Source organism: Pseudomonas sp. GW822-FHT04C11 (genome assembly GCF_058800905.1).
Window position 1 is genome coordinate 31198 of record NZ_JBXAMS010000016.1, and the last position, 19703, is coordinate 50900.

General features: G+C 59.3%; 17 protein-coding genes and 1 pseudogene. 9 read left to right on the top strand and 9 right to left on the bottom strand.

What is annotated here, in order from left to right; translation table 11 throughout:
- Positions 1-1053 carry a histidinol-phosphate transaminase gene (gene hisC, locus AC1RJ3_RS22910; RefSeq protein ID WP_493080664.1) on the top strand — a complete coding sequence of 351 codons (1053 nt, stop codon included), beginning with the start codon at positions 1-3 and terminating at the stop codon, positions 1051-1053.
- A 162-nt stretch (positions 1054-1215) separates the two neighbouring features.
- Here hisC and AC1RJ3_RS22915 read toward each other — a convergent pair whose 3' ends face one another.
- The 3 genes from AC1RJ3_RS22915 to algW form a co-directional block, all read right to left on the bottom strand.
- Positions 1216-1944 carry a DUF4198 domain-containing protein gene (locus tag AC1RJ3_RS22915; RefSeq protein ID WP_493080666.1) on the bottom strand — a complete coding sequence of 243 codons (729 nt, stop codon included), beginning with the start codon at positions 1942-1944 and terminating at the stop codon, positions 1216-1218.
- 12 nt (positions 1945-1956) lie between these two features.
- Entirely contained in the window at positions 1957-4062 is a 2106-nt protein-coding gene (locus tag AC1RJ3_RS22920; RefSeq protein ID WP_493080668.1) for a TonB-dependent siderophore receptor, read from the bottom strand.
- A 143-nt stretch (positions 4063-4205) separates the two neighbouring features.
- On the bottom strand, positions 4206-5360 hold the full coding sequence (gene algW / locus AC1RJ3_RS22925) for a Do family serine endopeptidase AlgW (RefSeq protein WP_054593979.1): 1155 nt from the start codon (positions 5358-5360) through the stop codon (positions 4206-4208).
- Between the two features lie 102 nt (positions 5361-5462).
- On the opposite strand from algW, the gene AC1RJ3_RS22930 reads away from it, so the two are divergent.
- The 3 genes from AC1RJ3_RS22930 (at position 5463) to cysN (ending at position 9224) form a co-directional block, all read left to right on the top strand.
- Entirely contained in the window at positions 5463-6230 is a 768-nt protein-coding gene (locus AC1RJ3_RS22930) for a Nif3-like dinuclear metal center hexameric protein (protein ID WP_493080671.1), read from the top strand.
- A gap of 168 nt (positions 6231-6398) precedes the next feature.
- Positions 6399-7316, top strand: coding sequence for a sulfate adenylyltransferase subunit CysD (gene cysD, locus AC1RJ3_RS22935; protein WP_019691910.1), 918 nt, complete (start codon positions 6399-6401; stop codon positions 7314-7316).
- Between the two features lie 9 nt (positions 7317-7325).
- Positions 7326-9224 carry a sulfate adenylyltransferase subunit CysN gene (gene cysN, locus AC1RJ3_RS22940; protein WP_054593977.1) on the top strand — a complete coding sequence of 633 codons (1899 nt, stop codon included), beginning with the start codon at positions 7326-7328 and terminating at the stop codon, positions 9222-9224.
- Positions 9225-9427: 203 nt separating this feature from the next.
- On the opposite strand, the gene yihG is transcribed toward cysN, so the two are convergent.
- From yihG to AC1RJ3_RS22955, 3 genes are all read right to left on the bottom strand, one after another.
- Positions 9428-10336: a 1-acylglycerol-3-phosphate O-acyltransferase, YihG family gene (yihG, locus tag AC1RJ3_RS22945; protein WP_493080673.1), complete on the bottom strand. Its 909-nt coding sequence runs from the start codon at positions 10334-10336 to the stop codon at positions 9428-9430.
- A complete protein-coding gene (gene pta, locus AC1RJ3_RS22950) occupies positions 10337-12436 on the bottom strand; it encodes a phosphate acetyltransferase (protein ID WP_054593975.1) in 2100 nt (699 codons plus the stop codon). It lies immediately after the preceding gene.
- Between the two features lie 61 nt (positions 12437-12497).
- Positions 12498-12836, bottom strand: coding sequence for a DUF3565 domain-containing protein (locus AC1RJ3_RS22955; protein WP_081013853.1), 339 nt, complete (start codon positions 12834-12836; stop codon positions 12498-12500).
- Here AC1RJ3_RS22955 and AC1RJ3_RS22960 point away from each other — a divergent pair.
- The 3 genes from AC1RJ3_RS22960 to AC1RJ3_RS22970 all read left to right on the top strand — a co-directional run bounded on the left by AC1RJ3_RS22960 (position 12805) and on the right by AC1RJ3_RS22970 (position 15189).
- On the top strand, positions 12805-13290 hold the full coding sequence (locus AC1RJ3_RS22960; RefSeq protein WP_054593973.1) for an FKBP-type peptidyl-prolyl cis-trans isomerase: 486 nt from the start codon (positions 12805-12807) through the stop codon (positions 13288-13290). The genes AC1RJ3_RS22955 and AC1RJ3_RS22960 overlap by 32 nt on opposite strands.
- Before the next feature lie 124 nt (positions 13291-13414).
- On the top strand, positions 13415-13897 hold the full coding sequence (locus AC1RJ3_RS22965; protein ID WP_019691915.1) for a glutathione peroxidase: 483 nt from the start codon (positions 13415-13417) through the stop codon (positions 13895-13897).
- Between the two features lie 188 nt (positions 13898-14085).
- Positions 14086-15189 (top strand): NADH:flavin oxidoreductase, encoded by a 1104-nt coding sequence (locus tag AC1RJ3_RS22970; RefSeq protein ID WP_493080677.1) that lies wholly within the window; start codon positions 14086-14088, stop codon positions 15187-15189.
- On the opposite strand, the gene AC1RJ3_RS22975 is transcribed toward AC1RJ3_RS22970, so the two are convergent.
- Together AC1RJ3_RS22975 and cysZ are read right to left on the bottom strand one after the other, a co-directional pair.
- Entirely contained in the window at positions 15158-16393 is a 1236-nt protein-coding gene (locus AC1RJ3_RS22975) for a glycosyltransferase family 4 protein (RefSeq protein WP_493080679.1), read from the bottom strand. The genes AC1RJ3_RS22970 and AC1RJ3_RS22975 overlap by 32 nt on opposite strands.
- A gap of 40 nt (positions 16394-16433) precedes the next feature.
- Entirely contained in the window at positions 16434-17189 is a 756-nt protein-coding gene (gene cysZ, locus AC1RJ3_RS22980) for a sulfate transporter CysZ (RefSeq protein ID WP_347927977.1), read from the bottom strand.
- 315 nt (positions 17190-17504) lie between these two features.
- Here cysZ and trxB point away from each other — a divergent pair, with 315 nt between their 5' ends.
- Entirely contained in the window at positions 17505-18467 is a 963-nt protein-coding gene (gene trxB / locus AC1RJ3_RS22985; protein WP_103315752.1) for a thioredoxin-disulfide reductase, read from the top strand.
- A gap of 164 nt (positions 18468-18631) precedes the next feature.
- Here the strand turns inward: trxB and AC1RJ3_RS22990 are convergent, their stop codons facing one another.
- Positions 18632-18970, bottom strand: a complete 339-nt coding sequence (locus tag AC1RJ3_RS22990; protein ID WP_103315751.1) for a HopJ type III effector protein — start codon at positions 18968-18970, stop codon at positions 18632-18634.
- 565 nt (positions 18971-19535) lie between these two features.
- On the opposite strand from AC1RJ3_RS22990, the pseudogene AC1RJ3_RS22995 reads away from it, so the two are divergent.
- Positions 19536-19703 (top strand): annotated as a pseudogene (locus AC1RJ3_RS22995) (2-isopropylmalate synthase); the annotation flags it as partial.

Genomic DNA, 19703 nt, shown 5'->3' on the forward strand with positions numbered 1-19703 from the left:
ATGAGCAAATTCTGGAGTCCATTCGTCAAGGATCTGGTGCCATACGTACCGGGCGAGCAGCCGAAACTAGCGAAGCTGGTCAAGCTCAACACCAACGAAAACCCTTACGGCCCATCGCCTAAAGCACTGGCGGCGATGCAAACCGAACTGAATGACAACCTGCGTCTGTACCCGGACCCCAACAGCGACCTGCTCAAGCAGGCAGTGGCTGAGTATTACGGTGTACAGGGCAATCAGGTGTTCCTCGGCAATGGTTCCGATGAAGTCCTGGCGCACATCTTTCACGGTTTGCTGCAACACGATAAACCGTTGCTGTTCCCGGACATCAGCTACAGCTTTTATCCGGTGTATTGCGGCTTGTACGGCATTCCATTCGACGCGGTGCCGCTGGACGAGCAGTTCCAGATTCGTGTTGCGGATTATGCCAAGCCGAACGGCGGGATCATTTTCCCCAACCCGAACGCCCCGACCGGTTGCCTGTTGGCGCTGGACGCCGTCGAGCAAATCCTCAAGGCCAGCCCTGATTCGGTGGTGGTGGTCGACGAAGCCTATGTCGATTTCGGCGGTGAAACCGCAATCAGCCTGGTCGACCGTTACCCGAATCTGCTGGTGACTCAGACCCTCTCCAAGTCGCGTTCGCTGGCCGGTTTGCGCGTGGGCCTGGCGGTGGGGCATCGGGACCTGATCGAGGCGCTGGAGCGGATCAAGAACAGCTTCAACTCCTATCCCCTGGATCGCCTGGCGATTGTCGGTGCGGCAGCGGCGTTTGCCGATCGTGCATACTTCGACAAGACCTGCCAGCTGGTGATCGAGAGTCGCGAGTGGGTGGTCAAGCAACTGCAGGAGAAGGGCTTTGAGGTGTTGCCGTCGGCGGCGAACTTCATCTTCGCCCGTCACCCGCAGCATGATGCGGCAGGCCTGGCAGCGAAGTTGCGCGAGCAAGGCGTGATCGTCCGGCACTTCAAGCAGGAACGGATTGCCCAGTTCCTGCGCATCACCATCGGTACACCAGAGCAGAACCAGGCGTTGATCGACGGCCTCGGCGATCTCTGAAGCTGCAGCTGATCCTGTGGCGAGGGAGCTTGCTCCCGCTCGACTGCGAAGCAGTCGTAAATCCAGCACCTGCGACCTGTCGTTCAGAACGCAGTAGCTGATTTAAGGGCCGCTTCGCGACCCAGCGGGAGCAAGCTCCCTCGCCACAAGGATGTGCAAGTCTTACTCGTGATGCGGTTCACCGAGGAACGTCAACGAACTGAACACCCCTCGCGACGCCACATCCGGATTGTCCTTCAACGGGATTTCCACCTGCGCGGCAATCACATTCAATCCTTCATTGCGCACCAGCACCTGCGCCCGGCCTTCAGCATCGGTTTCCGTACTCAAGGTGTTCGGCGCATTGCGATAGTCGCCAATCAACTTGATCCCCGCCGCCGGTTTGCCATCGAGCAGCACCCGCACCGGCAATGATTTGCCCGGGCCGACGGTCAGCGGATCAACTTCCGGCAAAATCAGCAGTTTGATCTGATCAAGTGCAGGTAGCTTCGCTCCTGGCTGATAAATCGCCAGGCTGTACTTGAACGTCTGGGTCGACTCGATGGCGCCCGGCACTTTACTGCGCCCCTGATTGATCCACTTTTTGTCGGCGGTCTGCGACCACATGCCATTGTCCAGCGCCACGGCCAGCACCGCTGGCGATTTGAGCGGTTGCAGGCGCGCGTGATCGGCCAGGCGTTCTACGGTAACCGGGATCATTTTGCCGCCGATGTCATAGGCCCAGGCGCCGCTGATTTTCTGCGCCTTGAAGGCATTGTCTTCGGCGCCGTGGCCGTAGATGACTTCGATGTTGCCGCGACGTTGTTCGGTCCATAGGCCATGGGCCGAGACCTGACCGGTAAACATCAGGCCGAGCAGCAGGCTGAGCGCTACGGGTTTGAGGTGTTGCATGGTGACTTCCTTTTACAGGTTGAGTGTCAGGCTGACGGTGAAATTGCGCGGCTCGCCGGGGTTTACCCAGTAGTTGCTGTAGGAGCGCTCGAAGTATTTCTCGTCGAAAAGGTTGTTCAGGTTCAGCCCCAACGTGACGTTTTCACTGGCCTTGTAATGGGCCAACAGGTCGACGGTGTGGTAGGCCGGCAGTTCGAAGTCGCTGCCGGCTTCGCCCGAGCGATCGCCGACATAGGTGTAGGCCGCGCCGACATCCGAGCCACGCAGCAGACCTTCCTGAAATTCATAAACGCCCAGCAAACTGCCGCTGTGCCTGGCCACGCCGAGAATCCGGCTGCCGGTCGCAATGGCTTTGTCGCCTTGGGTAACCTCGGCGTCGATGTACGCAAACGCACCAATCACTCGCACTGCGTCAGTGAGTTGCCCGCTCACTTGCAGATCGAAACCCTGGCTGCGGGCCTTGCCCATGGCGCGGTTGCTATCGGTGGCGGGGTCGAGGGCGAGGACGTTTTCTTTTTCGATATGAAAGGCGGCGAGGGTGCTGCTCAGGCGCTCATCGAACAGCTCGCTCTTGATCCCGATCTCGTAGCCAACGCCTTCTTCCGGATCGAAGGATTTGCCTGTGGCATCCAGGCCGTTGTTGGGTTTGAACGAGGTCGAGGCGTTGGCGAACAGTCCATGCTGTGGCGTCAGTTGATAGAGCAGGCCGGCGCGTTGGGTCAGAGCGTCGTGGTTCTGTCGGCTGCGGTTGTTCAGCGTGTGATCGTCGATGGTTTGCTCGAAGTGTTCCAAGCGTGCCCCGAGCATGCCGCGCAGGCGGTCGGTGAACACGATCTGGTCCTGAAGGTTCAGTGCCTGACTTTCGACCTGCTCGAAAAAGTCCGGGCCCGAGCGCTTGCCATCGGGTTTGGGCTGACCGTAAACCGGGTCGTAGATATCGATCGCGTAAGGGCCGCCAGCGATAGTGGTGACCCGCTCGTTCTTGCGGAAGTTTTCGTACTCGCTGCCAATCAGCAGTTCGTGTTGCCAGCTGCCGATGTCGAACAAACCGCGCAGTTCGAGCTGGGTGATGCTGTCGTGCCAACGGTTGTCGCGCTCACGGTAACGGCGGTTGACCGTGTGTTGATCGGCGTTCAACGGGCGGGCTTCCGAGGCAAAGCCCCAGAGTTTGCCTTCTTTGTAATGGCTGGCCAGGCGCAGTTTCCAGGCGTCGTTGAGGTGGTGTTCGAGGGTCGCCTGCAACAGATTGTTGTGGTTGTCGATGTTGCCGTCGTCAGGTTCACCGAGGAAGGTCGAGCGCGAGATACCGCTCCAGCTGTTGTTCGGCGTGACGATGCCGCGGTCGAAGGTCGAGCTGTGCCGGACAATCTCGCTTTCCAGCAGCAGGCGGGTGTCCGGGTTGAGTTGCCAACTGAGCGACGGCGCAACGAACACCCGCTGGCTGTCGACGTGATCACGAAAGCTGTGGTTGTCCTCGACCGCCAGATTGACCCGTGACAACACATTGCCTTGCGGGTCGAGCGGGGTGTTGACGTCCAGCGCGGTACGATAACGATCCCAACTGCCGGCTCTGGTCTGCAAGGTGCTGAAGGCTTCGGGTTGCGGCTTTTTGGTGACGATGTTCACCGTACCGCCAGGGTCGCCGCGCCCGTAAAGACTGGCGGCGGGGCCCTTGAGCACTTCGATGCGCTCGACGTTCGCGGCGTCCGGGGTGCTTGGGTAACCGCGGTTCGCGCTGAAGCCGTCCTTGTAGAACTCCGAGGTGGTGAAGCCGCGCACGCTGTACTCATACAGCGTCAGGCCGCCGAAGTTGTTCTGTTTCGATACGCCACCGGCAAACTCCAGAGCGCGCTCGACATTGTGGCTGCCCAGGTCCTTGAGCACGCTGGCAGGAATCACGCTGATGGATTGCGGGATATCGCGGATTGCCGTGTCGGTTTTGGTCGCGCTGGACGACCGCGTGGCGCGATAGCCGTTCACCGGGCCGGTGGCAGACTCGTAATCGGAGGTGACACTGATGGTGTCCAGTTCAAGCGGTTGTGGGTCTTCGGCGAACACCGGATCCCCGAGCAGGCCCAGGGCCAGGCCTGCCAGAGGAGCAAATTTACGAGACGGCATGAGATCGTTCCAATAGCGATATTGAAACAATATAACATGCCTAATGAGAATGTATGCTTTTAGGGGGGGCGTCTGCATCAGCAGAGGTATTGGGTGTTGCCGAAGGCGTTAAAAGATCACAGCCTCCGGCAACTCCTATGGGCTTACTCTTCTTCTTTGACCGGGGCGGGTGGCGGACGCAAGCCGATTTCCGCAGTCAGCTTGAGCTCCTTGCCGTTGCGCATGACCTGAACGGTGACCTTGTCAGTCGGTTTGATCCGCGCCACCTGGTTCATTGAACGGCGGCCATCGCCGGCTGGTTCGCCGTCAATGCTGAGGATCACATCGCCCAATTGCAGGCCGGCTTTTTGTGCCGGACCGTCGCGGAAAATCCCCGCAACGACAATCCCCGGACGCCCGGACAAGCCATACGATTCCGCCAGTTCCTGGCTCAAGGGCTGCACTTCAATCCCCAACCAGCCGCGAATCACCTGGCCGTGTTCGATGATCGACTTCATCACTTCCATCGCCAGCTTGATCGGGATCGCGAAACCAATGCCTTGCGAGCCGCCGGACTTGGAGAAAATCGCGGTGTTGATCCCGGTGAGGTTGCCGTTGGCGTCGACCAGCGCACCGCCGGAGTTGCCCGGGTTGATCGCGGCGTCGGTCTGGATGAAGTCTTCGTAGTTGTTCAGGCCCAACTGGTTGCGCCCGGTGGCGCTGATGATGCCCATGGTCACGGTCTGGCCGACGCCAAACGGGTTGCCGATGGCCAGCGCGACATCGCCGACGCGAATGTTTTCCGAGCGACCGACGGTGATCGACGGCAGGTTCTTCAAATCGATTTTCAGTACCGCGAGGTCGGTTTCCGGGTCGCTGCCGATCACGCGAGCCAGGGTTTCACGACCATCCTTGAGCGCGACGACGATCTGGTCGGCGCCGGTGGTCACGTGGTTATTGGTCAGCAAATAACCTTCAGGGCTCATGATCACCCCGGAACCGAGGCTCGACTCCATGCGCTTCTGCTTGGGCGCGTTGTCGCCGAAGAACCGCCGGAACTGCGGGTCTTCAAACAACGGATGGCTGGTTTTGTTGACCACTTTGGTGGTGTAGAGGTTGACCACTGCCGGTGCGGCAATGACCACGGCATCGGCGTAAGACACCGGCCCCTGTTGGGTCTGAGTGGTTTGTGGGGCTTGTTGCAGGTTCACATCCAGACTTGGCAGTCCGACCCATTGCGGGTAACGCTGGATGATCAACAACGCGATAAGCACGCCGGCCAGCAGCGGCCAGCCAAAAAAACGCAGACCCTTGAACATTGAACAAATCCTGGGAGGTTACGGAGGGCCGCCTGTGGCCCATAATGTCGCGCATTATACGAGGCCGCGCGCGCCTCTGAACGGGATATTTAGGAGTCTTTTATGGCCGTCGCCCTGAGCACCCTGGTAGAAGAAGCGGATCGTTACCTTGCCAGTTCGCGGATTGCCGACTATTGCCCCAATGGCTTGCAAGTCGAAGGTCGGCCGCAGGTCACGCGTATCGTCAGCGGTGTCACGGCCAGCCAGGCGTTGCTCGATGCAGCGGTCGAAGCCAAGGCCGATCTGGTGCTGGTACACCACGGCTACTTCTGGAAAGGTGAAAACCCCTGCATCACCGGTATGAAGCAGCGTAGGCTCAAAACCCTGCTCAAGCACGATATCAGCCTCCTGGCTTATCACTTGCCGCTGGATTTGCACCCGGAAGTGGGCAACAACGTGCAATTGGCTCGCCAACTGGACATTACCGTCGAAGGCCCGCTGGACCCGGAAAACCTCAAAGTGGTCGGGTTGGTCGGGTTGGTCGGCTCGTTGGCCGAACCTATGACCGCGCGCGACTTTGCCCGTCATGTGCAAGAGGTCATGGGCCGCGAGCCGTTGCTGATCGAGGGCAGCAAAATGGTCCGGCGCGTCGGCTGGTGCACGGGCGGTGGCCAGGGCTATATCGATCAGGCGGTGCAGGCCGGTGTCGACCTGTACCTGAGCGGTGAAGCGTCCGAACAAACCTTCCACAGCGCCCGAGAGAACGACATCAGCTTCATCGCCGCCGGTCATCACGCCACCGAACGCTTCGGCGTACAGGCGCTGGGGGATTATCTGGCTCGACGGTTTGCCCTTGAACACATTTTCATCGATTGCCCGAATCCGATTTGATAACCGAAAATCAACGATGGGAGCGGGCCTGCGGCGCCCGAACGAGCAGGTATATTCATATGCTCTTTCGATCTAGTCGGCGTCCTGATTAGAAGAGGTCGCTGTGCTAGCATTCGCCGCTCGAACACGGCCCGCTGGCCGTTCATAAGAAAGCTTTCGTGAGTAGCCATGGTCGACAAACTGACGCATCTGAAACAGCTGGAGGCGGAAAGCATCCACATCATCCGCGAGGTGGCCGCCGAGTTCGACAACCCGGTGATGCTGTACTCCATCGGTAAAGACTCCGCCGTGATGCTGCATCTGGCACGCAAGGCGTTCTTCCCGGGCAAGCTGCCGTTTCCGGTGATGCACGTCGACACCCAATGGAAATTTCAGGAGATGTACAGCTTCCGCGACAAGATGGTCGCAGAGCTGGGCCTTGACCTGATCACCTACGTCAACCCGGAAGGCGTGGCTCAAGGGATCAACCCCTTCACCCACGGCAGTGCCAAGCACACCGACATCATGAAGACCGAAGGCCTGAAACAGGCTTTGGACAAGTACGGCTTCGACGCAGCCTTCGGTGGTGCGCGCCGCGATGAAGAGAAATCCCGCGCCAAAGAGCGCGTGTACTCGTTCCGCGACAGCAAGCACCGCTGGGATCCGAAAAACCAGCGCCCGGAGCTGTGGAACGTCTACAACGGCAAGGTCAACAAAGGCGAATCGATCCGCGTATTCCCGCTGTCGAACTGGACCGAGCTGGACATCTGGCAGTACATCTACCTTGAAGGCATCCCGATCGTCCCGCTGTACTTCGCCGCCGAGCGCGAGGTCATCGAGAAGAACGGCACGCTGATCATGATCGACGACGAGCGCATCCTCGAGCACCTGAGCGACGAAGACAAAGCCCGCATCGTCAAAAAGAAAGTGCGTTTCCGTACCCTTGGCTGCTACCCGTTGACGGGCGCGGTGGAGTCCGAGGCCGAAAGCCTCACGGACATCATTCAGGAAATGCTCCTGACGCGAACTTCCGAGCGCCAGGGCCGAGTCATCGATCACGATGGCGCCGGCTCGATGGAAGACAAAAAACGTCAAGGTTATTTCTAAGGGGCTGTCATGTCGCATCAATCTGATTTGATCAGCGAGGACATCCTCGCCTACCTGGGCCAGCACGAACGTAAAGAGCTGCTGCGCTTTCTGACTTGCGGTAACGTCGACGACGGCAAGAGCACCCTTATCGGGCGTCTGCTGCACGACTCCAAGATGATCTACGAGGATCATCTGGAAGCCATTACCCGCGACTCGAAAAAAGTCGGCACCACCGGTGACGACATCGACCTGGCGTTGCTGGTCGACGGCCTGCAGGCCGAGCGCGAACAAGGCATCACCATCGATGTTGCGTACCGCTATTTCTCCACCGCCAAGCGCAAATTCATCATTGCCGACACCCCTGGCCATGAGCAGTACACCCGCAACATGGCCACCGGTGCATCCACCTGTGACCTGGCGATCATCCTGGTCGACGCCCGTTACGGCGTGCAAACCCAGACCCGTCGCCACAGCTTCATTGCCTCGTTGCTGGGCATCAAGCACATCGTTGTCGCCATCAACAAGATGGACCTCAAGGACTTCGATCAGGGCGTGTTCGAATCGATCAAGGCCGATTACCTGAAGTTCGCTGAAGGCTTGAAAATGAAGCCTACCAGCATGCACTTCGTGCCGATGTCGGCGCTGAAGGGCGATAACGTGGTGAACAAATCCGAGCGCTCGCCGTGGTACACCGGCCAGTCGCTGATGGAGATCCTTGAAACCGTGGAAGTCGCGGGCGACCGTAACTTCACCGATCTGCGTTTCCCGGTGCAATACGTCAACCGGCCGAACCTGAACTTCCGCGGTTTCGCCGGCACCCTGGCCAGCGGCATCGTCAAGAAGGGCGACGAAGTCGTGGTGCTGCCGTCGGGCAAAAGCAGCCGCGTGAAATCCATCGTCACTTTCGAAGGTGAGCTGGAACACGCAGGTCCGGGTCAGGCCGTAACGCTGACCATGGAAGACGAGATCGACATCTCCCGTGGCGACTTGCTGGTGCATGCCGACAACGTGCCGCCGGTCACCGACAGCTTCGAAGCGATGCTGGTGTGGATGGCTGAAGAGCCGATGCTGCCGGGCAAGAAATACGACATCAAGCGCGCCACCAGTTACGTGCCGGGCTCGATCGCCAGCATCGTCAACAAGGTCGACGTGAACACTCTGGAAGAAGGCCCGGCCAGTGCCTTGCAGCTGAACGAGATCGGTAAGGTCAAGATCAGCCTCGACGCGCCGATTGCCCTCGACGGTTATGAAAGCAACCGCACCACCGGTTCGTTCATCATCATCGACCGCTTGACCAACGGCACCGTCGGCGCCGGCATGATCGTCGCCCAGCCTTTGGCGCATGGCAGCTCCACGCACCATGGCAAATTGGCCCATGTAGCCACCGAAGAGCGTGCCCAGCGCTTCGGCCAGCAACCGGCTACCGTGCTGTTCAGCGGCCTCTCGGGCGCGGGCAAAAGCACTTTGGCCTATGCAGTTGAACGCAAGCTGTTCGACATGGGCCGTGCGGTGTTTGTGCTCGATGGGCAGAACCTGCGTCACGACCTGAACAAAGGCCTGCCACAGGATCGCGCCGGGCGTACCGAGAACTGGCGCCGTGCAGCTCACGTCGCACGTCAGTTCAACGAAGCCGGTTTGCTGACCCTGGCGGCGTTTGTCGCACCGGACGCCGAAGGCCGTGCACAGGCCAAGGCGCTGATTGGCGATGACCGCTTGCTGACCGTTTACGTGCAGGCGTCGCCGATGGTCTGCGCCGCACGCGATCCGCAAGGGTTGTATGCTGCCGGTGGCGACAACATCCCGGGCGATTCCTTCCCGTATGACGTGCCGCTGGACGCCGACCTTGTGGTCGACACCCAGACGCTGTCGCTGGAAGAAAGCGTCAAGCAAGTGCTGGACCTGCTGCGTAAACGCGGCGCGATTTAAGCTTCACGCGCACTAAAAAGCCCGCAACCGAGTGATCGGTTGCGGGCTTTTTGTTGATCCGCTTTTGTGGCGAGGGAGCTTGCTCCCGCTGGAGCGCGAGGCGGTCCTGAAATCAGCGAACGCATTCTTTCTGTAAGAGTGCGTCGGCTGGTTTTGCGGCCGCTGCGCGACCGAGCGGGAGCAAGCTCCCTTGCCACAGGAGGTCAGCGTTTTCCGGGATACTCGCGATGCATTTGCTCAAGCAGTGCATCCTTGTCTTCCCACAACTGGTTGATCCAGCCCTGGAACTCCAGGCGGTACACGCCGTCCTGGTCGTAGTTCTTGCCGATGAACTGCGGCGGGATCTTCAGTTCCTGAAAGTGCACCACCACGTCTTTCACGTTGCCACACAGCAGGTCCCAATAACCGGGGCGCCCGGCTGGGTAGTGAATGGTCACGTTGACGATGGCTTCCAGTTGCTCACCCATGGCGTCCAGCACAAACGCGATACCGCCCGCCTTGGGCTTGAGCAGGTAGCGGAACGGCGATTGCTGCTGCGCATGCTTGCCTTCGGTGAAGCGCGTGCCTTCGACGAAGTTGAAAATCCCCACCGGGTTATGGCGGAACTTGTCGCAGGTCTTGCGAGTGGTTTCCAGGTCTTTGCCTTTCTTCTCCGGGTGCTTTTCCAGATAGGCCTTGGAGTAACGCTTCATGAACGGGAAGCCCAGCGCCCACCAGGCCAAGCCGATCACCGGCACCCAGATCAGCTCTTGCTTGAGGAAGAACTTCAGCGGGCGAATCCGGCGATTGAGCACGTACTGCAACACCATGATGTCGACCCAGCTCTGGTGGTTGCTGGTGATCAGGTACGAGTGCTGATAGTCCAGCCCTTCGAGCCCGCTGAGCGTCCAGCGCGTGTGCCCGAGCAAATCCATCCAGGCCTTGTTGTTACTGATCCAGGCTTCATGGATGTGGCTCATCAGCCAATCGGTGAAGCGCTGTGCGGTCGGGAAGGGCAGTAACAATTTGAAGATTGCCACGACAAACAGCGGTGTGCAGCAGACGATCGTGTTCAGCGCCAACAACAGCGAGGCGATCACGCCTCGCAAGGGTGCAGGTAGAGAATCCAGCATTTAAACATCCATAGGTCGGTTGGCGGCTTGAATCGCAGTCAGGGCAATGGTGTAGACGATGTCGTCGACCTGGGCGCCGCGCGGCAAGTCATTTACCGGTTTGCGCAGGCCTTGCAGCATCGGTCCGAGGCTGACGCAGTCGGCGCTGCGTTGCACGGCTTTGTGAGTGGTGTTGCCGGTGTTCAGGTCGGGGAAAATGAACACGGTTGCCCGACCGGCTACCTGACTGTTCGGCGCCAGTTGCCGGGCCACGTTTTCGTTGGCCGCGGCGTCGTACTGCAACGGCCCGTCGATCAGCAGCGCGTTCTGCGCTTCGTGGGCGAGCAAAGTGGCTTCGCGGACTTTCTCGACTTCTTCGCCGCTGGCCGATTCACCGCTGGAGTAGCTGAGCATCGCCACTCGTGGCGTGATCCCGAAGGCGGCGGCAGAGTCGGCGCTTTGCAGGGCGATCTCGGCCAGTTCACTGGCGCTCGGGTGCGGGTTCATGATGCAGTCGCCGTAGACCAGCACTTCCTCCGGGAACAGCATGAAAAACACCGACGACACCAACGTGCAGCCGGGTGCGGTCTTGATCAGTTGCAATGCCGGGCGAATGGTATTGGCGGTGGAGTGGATGACCCCGGACACCAGTCCGTCGACTTCATCCAGTGCGAGCATCATGGTGCCGATCACCACGGTGTCTTCCAGCTGTTGCTCGGCCATTGGCGCGTTGAGGCTTTTGGTCTTGCGCAACGCGACCATCGGTTCGACATAACGCTGACGGATCAGGTCCGGATCGAGAATCTCCAGGCCCTCAGGCAACTCGATGCCCTGGGCGCGCGCGACTGCTTGCACGTCTTCGGGTTTGGCCAGCAACACGCAGCGAGCAATCCCGCGGGCCTGGCAGATCGCCGCCGCCTGTACCGTCAAAGGTTCGCTGCCTTCTGGCAGGACGATGCGTTTGTTGGCAGCCTGGGCGCGCTGGATCAGTTGATAGCGGAACACCGCTGGCGACAGGCGCATTTCACGCGGCGTGCCGCAGCGCTGGTGTAGCCAGTTGGCGTCGAGGTGGCTGGCGACGAAATCGGTGATGATCTCCGCACGCTCGCGGTCGTCGATCGGGATTTCCTTGTTCAAACCGTTCAACTGGTTGGCGGTTTCGTAGGAGCCAGTGCTCACCGACAACACCGGCAGACCGGCCTGCAAGGCGCCTCGGCAGAGGTCCATGATCCGTGGGTCGGGCAGGGTGCCGCTGGTCAGCAGCAGCCCGGCCAGCGGTACGCCGTTGATCGCGGCGAGGCTGACGGCGAGGATGATGTCGTCGCGATCGCCGGGGGTTACCACCAGCACGCCGGGCTTGAGCAGTTCGACCGTGTTGCGCATGGTGCGGGCGCAAATGATGATCTTGCTCATGCGGCGGGTTTCATAGTCGCCGGCATTGAGCACCTGAGCGCCCATCAAGTCCGCGACGTCACGGGTGCGCGGGGCGTTCAGTTCCGGCTGGAACGGAATGCAGCCAAGCAGCCGGAAGTCGCCGCTGCGCAGCAAGGGCGAGTGTTCCTTCAGGCGCGCGGCGAAAGCCTCCATGCTTTCATCGGTTTTGACCTTGTTGAGAATCACGCCGAGCACTTTCGGGTCTTTTGGACCGCCAAACAATTGCGCTTGCAACTCGACCCGGCCAGACAATTCGGTGAGCACTTCGTTTTCCGGTGCCGAGACCAGAATCACCTCGGCATCTAGGCTTTTCGCCAAGTGCAAGTTGACCCGCGCGGCGTAGCTGGCGCTGCGGGTCGGGACCATGCCTTCGACGACCAGCACGTCTTTGCCGATGGCGGCTTGCTGGTACAGGGTGATGATTTCTTCCAGCAGCTCATCCAGCTGACCGTCGCCGAGCATCCGCTCGACGTGAGCCAGGCCCAGCGGCTGCGGCGGCTTCAGGCCGTGGGTGCGGGCTACCAGTTCGGTGGAACGTTCAGGGCCGGTGTCGCCAGGGTGCGGCTGGGCAATCGGTTTGAAGAAGCCGACTTTCAAACCGGCTCGCTCAAGGGTACGTACCAGCCCGAGGCTGATGGAGGTCAGACCCACACCAAAATCGGTGGGCGCGATAAAAAAAGTTTGCATGCGGATTCTCTGGAGGTGCATGGCAAGGGTGAACGCCTATGACTGGCCTTCTACCGATATTTCAGACGTCAAGGTTATCGCTAACCGAGCCCTGAGCGCACCAACCGCAATCAAAGGGTTGGCCTATTTTTTCAATACGCTTGGCGGGGTCCAGAACCCAGGTTCGTGATTGCCAGGGTGGCTGGTGGCGCAGATGCTGGGTATGGCCGCAGGAAAGCTCGACAACCCAGTGTCCGTCCTCGTCCTGATGGAAGCCCTGGATCGTCGACCCTGCCGAAGCGACCCGTCCGTCCGGGTTCTGTTCGCTTTCGGGCGTTTGCTTCGCTAAACTGGGTCTTTCTATATTCTTATGCAAAAGGTCTCGCCCCATGCTGATCGCCGCCAATAAGGCTGTCTCCATCGACTATACCCTGACCAACGACGCTGGTGAGGTCATCGACAGCTCCGCCGGCGGCGCACCGCTGGTGTACCTGCAAGGCGCAGGTAACATCATCCCGGGCCTGGAAAAAGCCCTGGAAGGTAAAGCAGTCGGTGACGAACTCAACGTCGCCGTAGAACCTGAAGATGCCTACGGTGAATACGCTGCCGAACTGGTCAGCACCCTGAGCCGCAGCATGTTCGAAGGCGTCGACGAACTGGAAGTGGGTATGCAGTTCCACGCTTCCGCGCCAGACGGCCAGATGCAAATCGTCACCATCCGTGATCTGGACGGCGACGACGTGACCGTTGACGGCAACCACCCGTTGGCCGGTCAGCGTCTGAACTTCAAGGTCAAGATCATCGACATCCGTGATGCCAGCCAGGAAGAAATCGCTCATGGTCACGTCCATGGCGAAGGTGGCCATCACCACTGATTTTCTGCGCTAAGCTTCGAGAACTGGAGAGGCGCCCGAGGGGCGCCTTTTTAGTCCGCGGCTGTCCTTGGCGACATCGCCAAGAGGCTGTTTCGAGAAGAACACGGGAAATTTGGAGTTCGTCATGAGTGCTTTTCACGACCTTACATTGAAAGCTTTGGATGGCCAGGAGTTACCTCTGGCGCCCTTCAAAGGGCACGTCGTGCTGGTGGTCAACGTCGCCTCCAAGTGTGGTTTGACCCCGCAGTACGCTGCTCTGGAAAACCTCTACCAGCAATACAAGGGCAAAGGTTTCAGTGTGTTGGGTTTGCCGTGCAACCAGTTTGCCGGGCAAGAGCCAGGCACTGAAAGCGAGATCAAAGAGTTCTGCAGCCTCAACTACGGCGTGACCTTCCCGCTGTCCAGCAAGCTGGAAGTCAACGGTCACGACCGTCATCAGCTGTACCGGTTGTTGGCGGGCGAGGGCGCGGAATTTCCGGGTGACATCACCTGGAACTTTGAAAAATTCCTTCTCGGCAAAGATGGTCGCGTGCTGGCGCGTTTCTCGCCACGTACTGCACCGGATGATCCGACGATCGTCCAGGCGATCGAAAAAGCCCTGGTCTGAATCTGTCTCCCGCAGGAGCACGGCTTGCCGGCGATAGTGATCTCAAGAACGCCATCGCCGGCAAGCCGTGCTCCTACAGACCCCTCCCTGTCTTTTGAACCTTAATCACCTAAATCAATAGTGCTATTCAAGGCTGGCAAGTCTCCATATTATCGCCGTCATAAAGTTATTTTCACGTGGAGCGTCCCATGCCCGTCAAAGCCTTGTTCAAACCGTTCAGCCTCGGTGCCCTGGAGCTGCCGACCCGTGTGGTCATGGCGCCGATGACCCGTTCGTTTTCCCCGGGCGGCGTACCGAATTCGAAAGTCATCGAGTACTACCGCCGCCGAGCTGCGGCGGGTGTAGGCCTGATCATCACCGAGGGCACCACGGTTGGCCACAAGGCTTCCAACGGTTACCCGAACGTCCCGCACTTTTACGGCGAAGCGGCGTTGGCCGGCTGGAAAAAAGTCGTTGATGCGGTCCACGCCGAAGGCGGCAAGATCGTTCCGCAGTTGTGGCACGTCGGCAGCGTACGGCGCATCGGCACCGAGCCGGATGCGAGCGTGCCGGGCTACGGGCCATCGGAAAAACTCAAGGACGGTCAGGTCGTGGTTCACGGCATGACCCAACTAGACATTCAGGACGTGATCGCGGCCTTCGCCCAGGCCGCAAAAGACGCGCAGAGCATTGGCATGGACGGTGTGGAGATCCACGGCGCCCACGGCTATCTGGTCGACCAGTTCTTCTGGGAAGGCAGCAACCAGCGCACCGACGAATACGGTGGCAGCCTGGCCAATCGTTCGCGCTTTGCCATTGAGCTGATCCAGGCCGTGCGTGCGGCGGTTGGTCCGGGCTACCCGATCATCTTCCGTTACTCGCAGTGGAAGCAGCAGGACTACACCGCACGTCTGGTGCAAACTCCGGAGGCGTTGGGCGAGTTTCTCCAGCCGCTGTCCGATGCCGGTGTGGATATTTTCCACTGCTCTACGCGGCGTTTCTGGGAGCCGGAGTTCGACGGTTCCGAACTGAACCTGGCAGGCTGGACCCGCAAACTGACGGGCAAGCCGACGATCACCGTGGGCAGTGTGGGGCTGGACGGTGAGTTCCTGCAGTTCATGGTCAACACCGACAAAGTCGCGCAACCGGCCAGCCTGGAGAACCTGCTGGAACGTTTGAACAACCAAGAGTTCGACCTGGTGGCCGTGGGACGCGCCTTGCTGGTCGACCCGGACTGGGCGCAGAAAGTCCGCGAAGGTCGCGAGCAGGACATCCTGCCGTTCAGTCGTGAGGCGTTGATGACGCTGGTTTGATCGAATGGGGCATGGCCATCAAGGGCTGTGCCCCGATTTGCACCTCGCAAGCCCCGCGCAACTGTCCTTCAAATTGCTCGACGATTGCCCCCCAGCCCTGCCGACTGGCGTGCTGACGCGCGTTGAGTCGTATGCAGCGCAAGGTTTCTGCTTCTTCCAACAACCAACGGGCGGCATCGCAAAATGCCTCTTCGTCCCCCGGCATCGCCAACACACCGTTGTAACCATGGCGAATGTGTTGAGCTGCGGCGGCCTGATCGTAAGCCACCACGCCCAATCCAGAGGCCAGTGCTTCCAGCACCACATTGCCGAAGGTTTCGGTCAGGCTCGGAAACAGAAACAGATCCCCGGACGCGTAGTGACACGCCAAGGCTTCTCCGCGCTGCGAGCCACAGAAGATCGCGTCGGGCAGTGCCTTTTCCAGCAGCGCACGTTGTGGGCCATCGCCGATCACGATCAGCTTTATTCGTCGTTGTGGATAAGACGACTGCAAAGCCTGGTAGCAATGTTTGAGCAGACCGAGGTTTTTTTCCTGAGCGAGCCGGCCGACGTGAATCAACGCGATGTCGTCGTTCTCCAGCCCCCAGCTTTCACGCAGCGAACCCAGGCGTTTGGCCGGGTGGAACAGTTGACTGTCGACGCCACGGGACAGCAGCGCCAGGCGCTCGAACTGCCGACGTTCCAGCTCCATTCGCTGGCTGGCGCTGGGCACCAGGGTCAACTTGGTGCGGTTATGGAACCAGCGCAGGTAATGCGTCAGTAACCGGGTCAACAGTCCCAGGCCGTACTGGTTGGAGTACTGCTGGAAGTTGGTGTGAAACCCGCTCACCACTGAAATACCCAGCCGCCGCGCCGCGCGCAAGGCCGACAACCCCAGTGGTCCTTCGGTAGCGATGTAGAGCACGTCCGGGCGATGACGCTGCCAGCGCCTGAGCAACTTGTGCATCGACGACTGGCCCCATTGCAGCCCCGGATAACCCGGCAGCGGCCAGCCGCGGCAGAGCAGCAGTTCATCGTCGCTTAGGCGGGTCTGATCGCTGCCCTGGCGCGGTCGCACCAGTTCTACCAGGTGCCCGCGCGCGCGCAGACCTTCGCACAGGCGGCCAAGGGTATTGGCCACGCCATTGATTTCCGGAGGGAAGGTTTCGGTGATCAGAGTGATATGCAGAGCTGTCGTCATGGCCTCAGTGTCGACTGAGGCCATGTCGCCATTGTGTCAGCGCGATGATGGATTTGTGACGCGATCAGGCAGCTTTGGCCACCAGATTTTCCGCGCCACGTTCACGGACCCAAAACAGCGTCGCACCAGCCACCGCTGCCGGCATCATCAGGATGTTGACCACCGGGATCAGCAGCGCCAGATAGACGATCCCGCCAAAACTCATGCTCTGCCAGCGTTTCTGGCGCAGCCAGGCGAGCATCTCGTTCCAGCCGAGTTTGTGGTTATCCGCCGGGTAGTCGATGTACTGGATTGCCATCATCCATACGCCAAACGCCAGCCATAGTGGGGCAGCGACCAGGTTGACCACCGGGATGAATGAAAGGATCAGCAACGCGAGGGCCCTGGGCAGGAAGTAGCCGAGTTTGCGCATTTCCCGGGCGAACGTGCGCGGGATCATCGCGATCAGTTCGCTCCAACTGAAGGTCGGGAAGTCGTCAGTGCCACGCACCACCACTTCGACTTTCTCCGCGAGAAAACCGTTGAAGGGCGCGGCGATCACGTTGGCGAGCATGGTGAAGGTGAAAAACACCATCAGCGCCACCAGAACGACGAACAACGGCCAAAGTACATAGCTGAGAAAACTCAGCCAGCTCGGCAGTGAAGGCATCAGGGTGTCGACCCACAGGCTGAACTGATGGCCGGCGAAATAAATCAATCCGACGAACAGCACCAGGTTGATGACCAGCGGCAACAACACGAACAAACGCAGGCCGGGACTCAAGACCAGCTTCAGGCCTTCGCGCAGGTATTGCGGGCCGGACAGAACGGGGGCGGGCATAGTGGGCTCCGAGCAATGGGAAAACGCGCCGACCTTACCGGCTTTGCCACACAGGTGAAAGCGCGGTAATGACATCGACATTAACTGTAACAAAGGCGTCTTTAAATCAGCCTCCAGGGGATAGAGACCGCCTATGAGCTGGATTGTTATTCCGTATTTCCTTAATCTTCGCCTCCTCGATACGCTGCACCCACTATTTTTCAGGGCTGTCCAACTACGGCGCTTCCCCAAGTGCTTGCACAGTCCTTTTTTAATTCCAGCCGGTCATCCGGCGTTCCGCGCCAGGTAATACCGGCCGGTCGATAGGAGTGAGTCATGTCTGATGTACGTCATTCGCGAGTGATTATTCTTGGTTCCGGCCCAGCCGGTTACAGCGCTGCGGTCTATGCTGCCCGCGCCAACCTCAAGCCGTTGCTGATCACAGGCATGCAGGCTGGCGGTCAACTGACCACCACCACCGAAGTCGACAACTGGCCGGGCGACGTGCACGGCCTGACCGGCCCGGCACTGATGGACCGGATGAAAGAACACGCCGAGCGCTTCGAGACCGAAATCGTTTTCGACCACATCAATGCTGTCGACTTCGCCGCCAAGCCGTACACCCTGACGGGCGACAGCGCCACTTACACCTGCGACGCACTGATCATCGCGACCGGTGCCAGCGCTCGTTACCTGGGCCTGCCGTCGGAAGAAACCTTCATGGGCAAAGGCGTGTCGGCCTGCGCAACCTGCGATGGTTTCTTCTACCGCAACCGTGAAGTGGCCGTGGTCGGCGGCGGTAACACTGCTGTCGAAGAGGCGCTGTACCTGGCCAACATCGCCAGCAAAGTGACCCTGATTCACCGTCGCGAAACCTTCCGCGCCGAGAAAATCCTGATCGACAAGCTGCATGCACGAGTTGCCGAAGGCAAGATTGTCCTCAAGCTGAACTCGACTCTGGACGAAGTGCTGGGCGACAACATGGGCGTGACCGGCGCTCGTTTGAAGAACAACGACGGCAGCTTCGACGAGCTGAAAGTCGACGGCGTGTTCATCGCCATCGGCCACACGCCGAACACTTCGCTGTTCGAAGGCCAACTGACCTTGAAAGACGGCTATCTGGTGGTGCAGGGCGGTCGTGAAGGCAACGCAACGGCGACCAGCCTCGAAGGCATCTTTGCTGCCGGCGACGTGGCTGATCACGTTTACCGTCAGGCGATCACCTCGGCCGGCGCTGGTTGCATGGCGGCCCTGGACGCAGAGCGTTACCTGGACGACCTGCAGAACGCCAAGTTCTGAAATCGTTGAAATGAAAAAACCGGCCTCGGCCGGTTTTTTTGCACCCACTGCTTTTGTGGGAGCCGAGCTTGCTCGCGATAGCGATGTATCAGTCGACATCAGTTTTGAATGTGACGCAGCCATCGCGAGCAAGCTCCCACAGGGTGTTGCATCCAATCTGGAAATCAGCGACGGGTCAGTGGCTGCGCTGTGAACTTCACCCCAGCCAAACCCTGCGCCATCAATGCCCGGATGTTGCCATGGTCGCTGCCATCCGGCGTAGCAACCACCGAGCGGTAATGCTCACCAAACGCCAGCAGCGCTTCTTCATCGCTCAAGCCTTCCAGCAGCGCCAGGCCGAGGGTCTTGCACGAGCCTTCGTTCTGTCCGGCGGCGTTTTCCACGCCACCATTGTTGAAGGCTTGAGGCTGGTAATCATAGCCAGCGGCGATGAACGCCAGGGTATCGGCGAAGGCGTGTTCGCCGCTCTTGAGGCTGGCGCGCAGGGTGTTCAGATCGGTCATCGCTTACGGATCCTTCTTAACTGTTATATGCGATATTTACGAGTGTATTCAGGTAGTTGCAGATAGTAACTTTTTTTACTTTCTTTGAGCTCATTTCGAACCACATGCAAGCTTGCAGACGCGGTCCTTTGCTATCGTCCGAGCACCTGCTGAGTTATGGCGAGAGAGTGTATGGAGCTTCAGGAGTATTTCGCATCTGGCTGCTGATTGCTCCGTATAGACACCCGTGACGTTTGCGTAGGCACGAGTCCTGAGTGTCACAAACACAAGGTGCGGAACTGCACTCCACTTGACCACAAGAGCTTCGCGGTCATTGGACTGCAGCGATCTGGCAATGTAGCTGAACTCCCTCCTTTCAGAATTCAAATTGTGCTTTTTTGCCATGCTCAAGCATAAAGAACTCATGAATTTAATATTTTTAGTGAAAATTGTGATTTTTTTGATGTTCTGAGTGTGAGAACACAATTTGTGTCAAACCATGTTCGTTTAGTATTTGATCCAGTGATCGATGGCGGCAGGTGCCGAGCCTGCCGTCAGACGGACTGTTCTGAAAAGGAGAAGCGCTATGATGCTGAAGGACCCTTCCAGCAAATATCGACATTTCACCACGGTAGACCTGCCAGGCCGCGCATGGCCCGGCAACGTCCAGTCAGTTGCGCCTACGTGGTGCAGCGTCGATATGCGCGACGGCAATCAGGCCTTGATTGAGCCAATGAATGCCGAACGCAAGCGC

Coding starts and splice junctions, on each gene's coding strand:
- hisC (WP_493080664.1), top strand. CDS start 1: ATGAGCAAATTCTGGAGTCCATTCGTCAAGGATCTGGTGCCATACGTA.
- AC1RJ3_RS22915 (WP_493080666.1), bottom strand. CDS start 1,944: ATGCAACACCTCAAACCCGTAGCGCTCAGCCTGCTGCTCGGCCTGATG.
- AC1RJ3_RS22920 (WP_493080668.1), bottom strand. CDS start 4,062: ATGCCGTCTCGTAAATTTGCTCCTCTGGCAGGCCTGGCCCTGGGCCTG.
- algW (WP_054593979.1), bottom strand. CDS start 5,360: ATGTTCAAGGGTCTGCGTTTTTTTGGCTGGCCGCTGCTGGCCGGCGTG.
- AC1RJ3_RS22930 (WP_493080671.1), top strand. CDS start 5,463: ATGGCCGTCGCCCTGAGCACCCTGGTAGAAGAAGCGGATCGTTACCTT.
- cysD (WP_019691910.1), top strand. CDS start 6,399: ATGGTCGACAAACTGACGCATCTGAAACAGCTGGAGGCGGAAAGCATC.
- cysN (WP_054593977.1), top strand. CDS start 7,326: ATGTCGCATCAATCTGATTTGATCAGCGAGGACATCCTCGCCTACCTG.
- yihG (WP_493080673.1), bottom strand. CDS start 10,336: ATGCTGGATTCTCTACCTGCACCCTTGCGAGGCGTGATCGCCTCGCTG.
- pta (WP_054593975.1), bottom strand. CDS start 12,436: ATGCAAACTTTTTTTATCGCGCCCACCGATTTTGGTGTGGGTCTGACC.
- AC1RJ3_RS22960 (WP_054593973.1), top strand. CDS start 12,805: ATGCTGATCGCCGCCAATAAGGCTGTCTCCATCGACTATACCCTGACC.
- AC1RJ3_RS22955 (WP_081013853.1), bottom strand. CDS start 12,836: ATGGAGACAGCCTTATTGGCGGCGATCAGCATGGGGCGAGACCTTTTG.
- AC1RJ3_RS22965 (WP_019691915.1), top strand. CDS start 13,415: ATGAGTGCTTTTCACGACCTTACATTGAAAGCTTTGGATGGCCAGGAG.
- AC1RJ3_RS22970 (WP_493080677.1), top strand. CDS start 14,086: ATGCCCGTCAAAGCCTTGTTCAAACCGTTCAGCCTCGGTGCCCTGGAG.
- AC1RJ3_RS22975 (WP_493080679.1), bottom strand. CDS start 16,393: ATGGCCTCAGTCGACACTGAGGCCATGACGACAGCTCTGCATATCACT.
- cysZ (WP_347927977.1), bottom strand. CDS start 17,189: ATGCCCGCCCCCGTTCTGTCCGGCCCGCAATACCTGCGCGAAGGCCTG.
- trxB (WP_103315752.1), top strand. CDS start 17,505: ATGTCTGATGTACGTCATTCGCGAGTGATTATTCTTGGTTCCGGCCCA.
- AC1RJ3_RS22990 (WP_103315751.1), bottom strand. CDS start 18,970: ATGACCGATCTGAACACCCTGCGCGCCAGCCTCAAGAGCGGCGAACAC.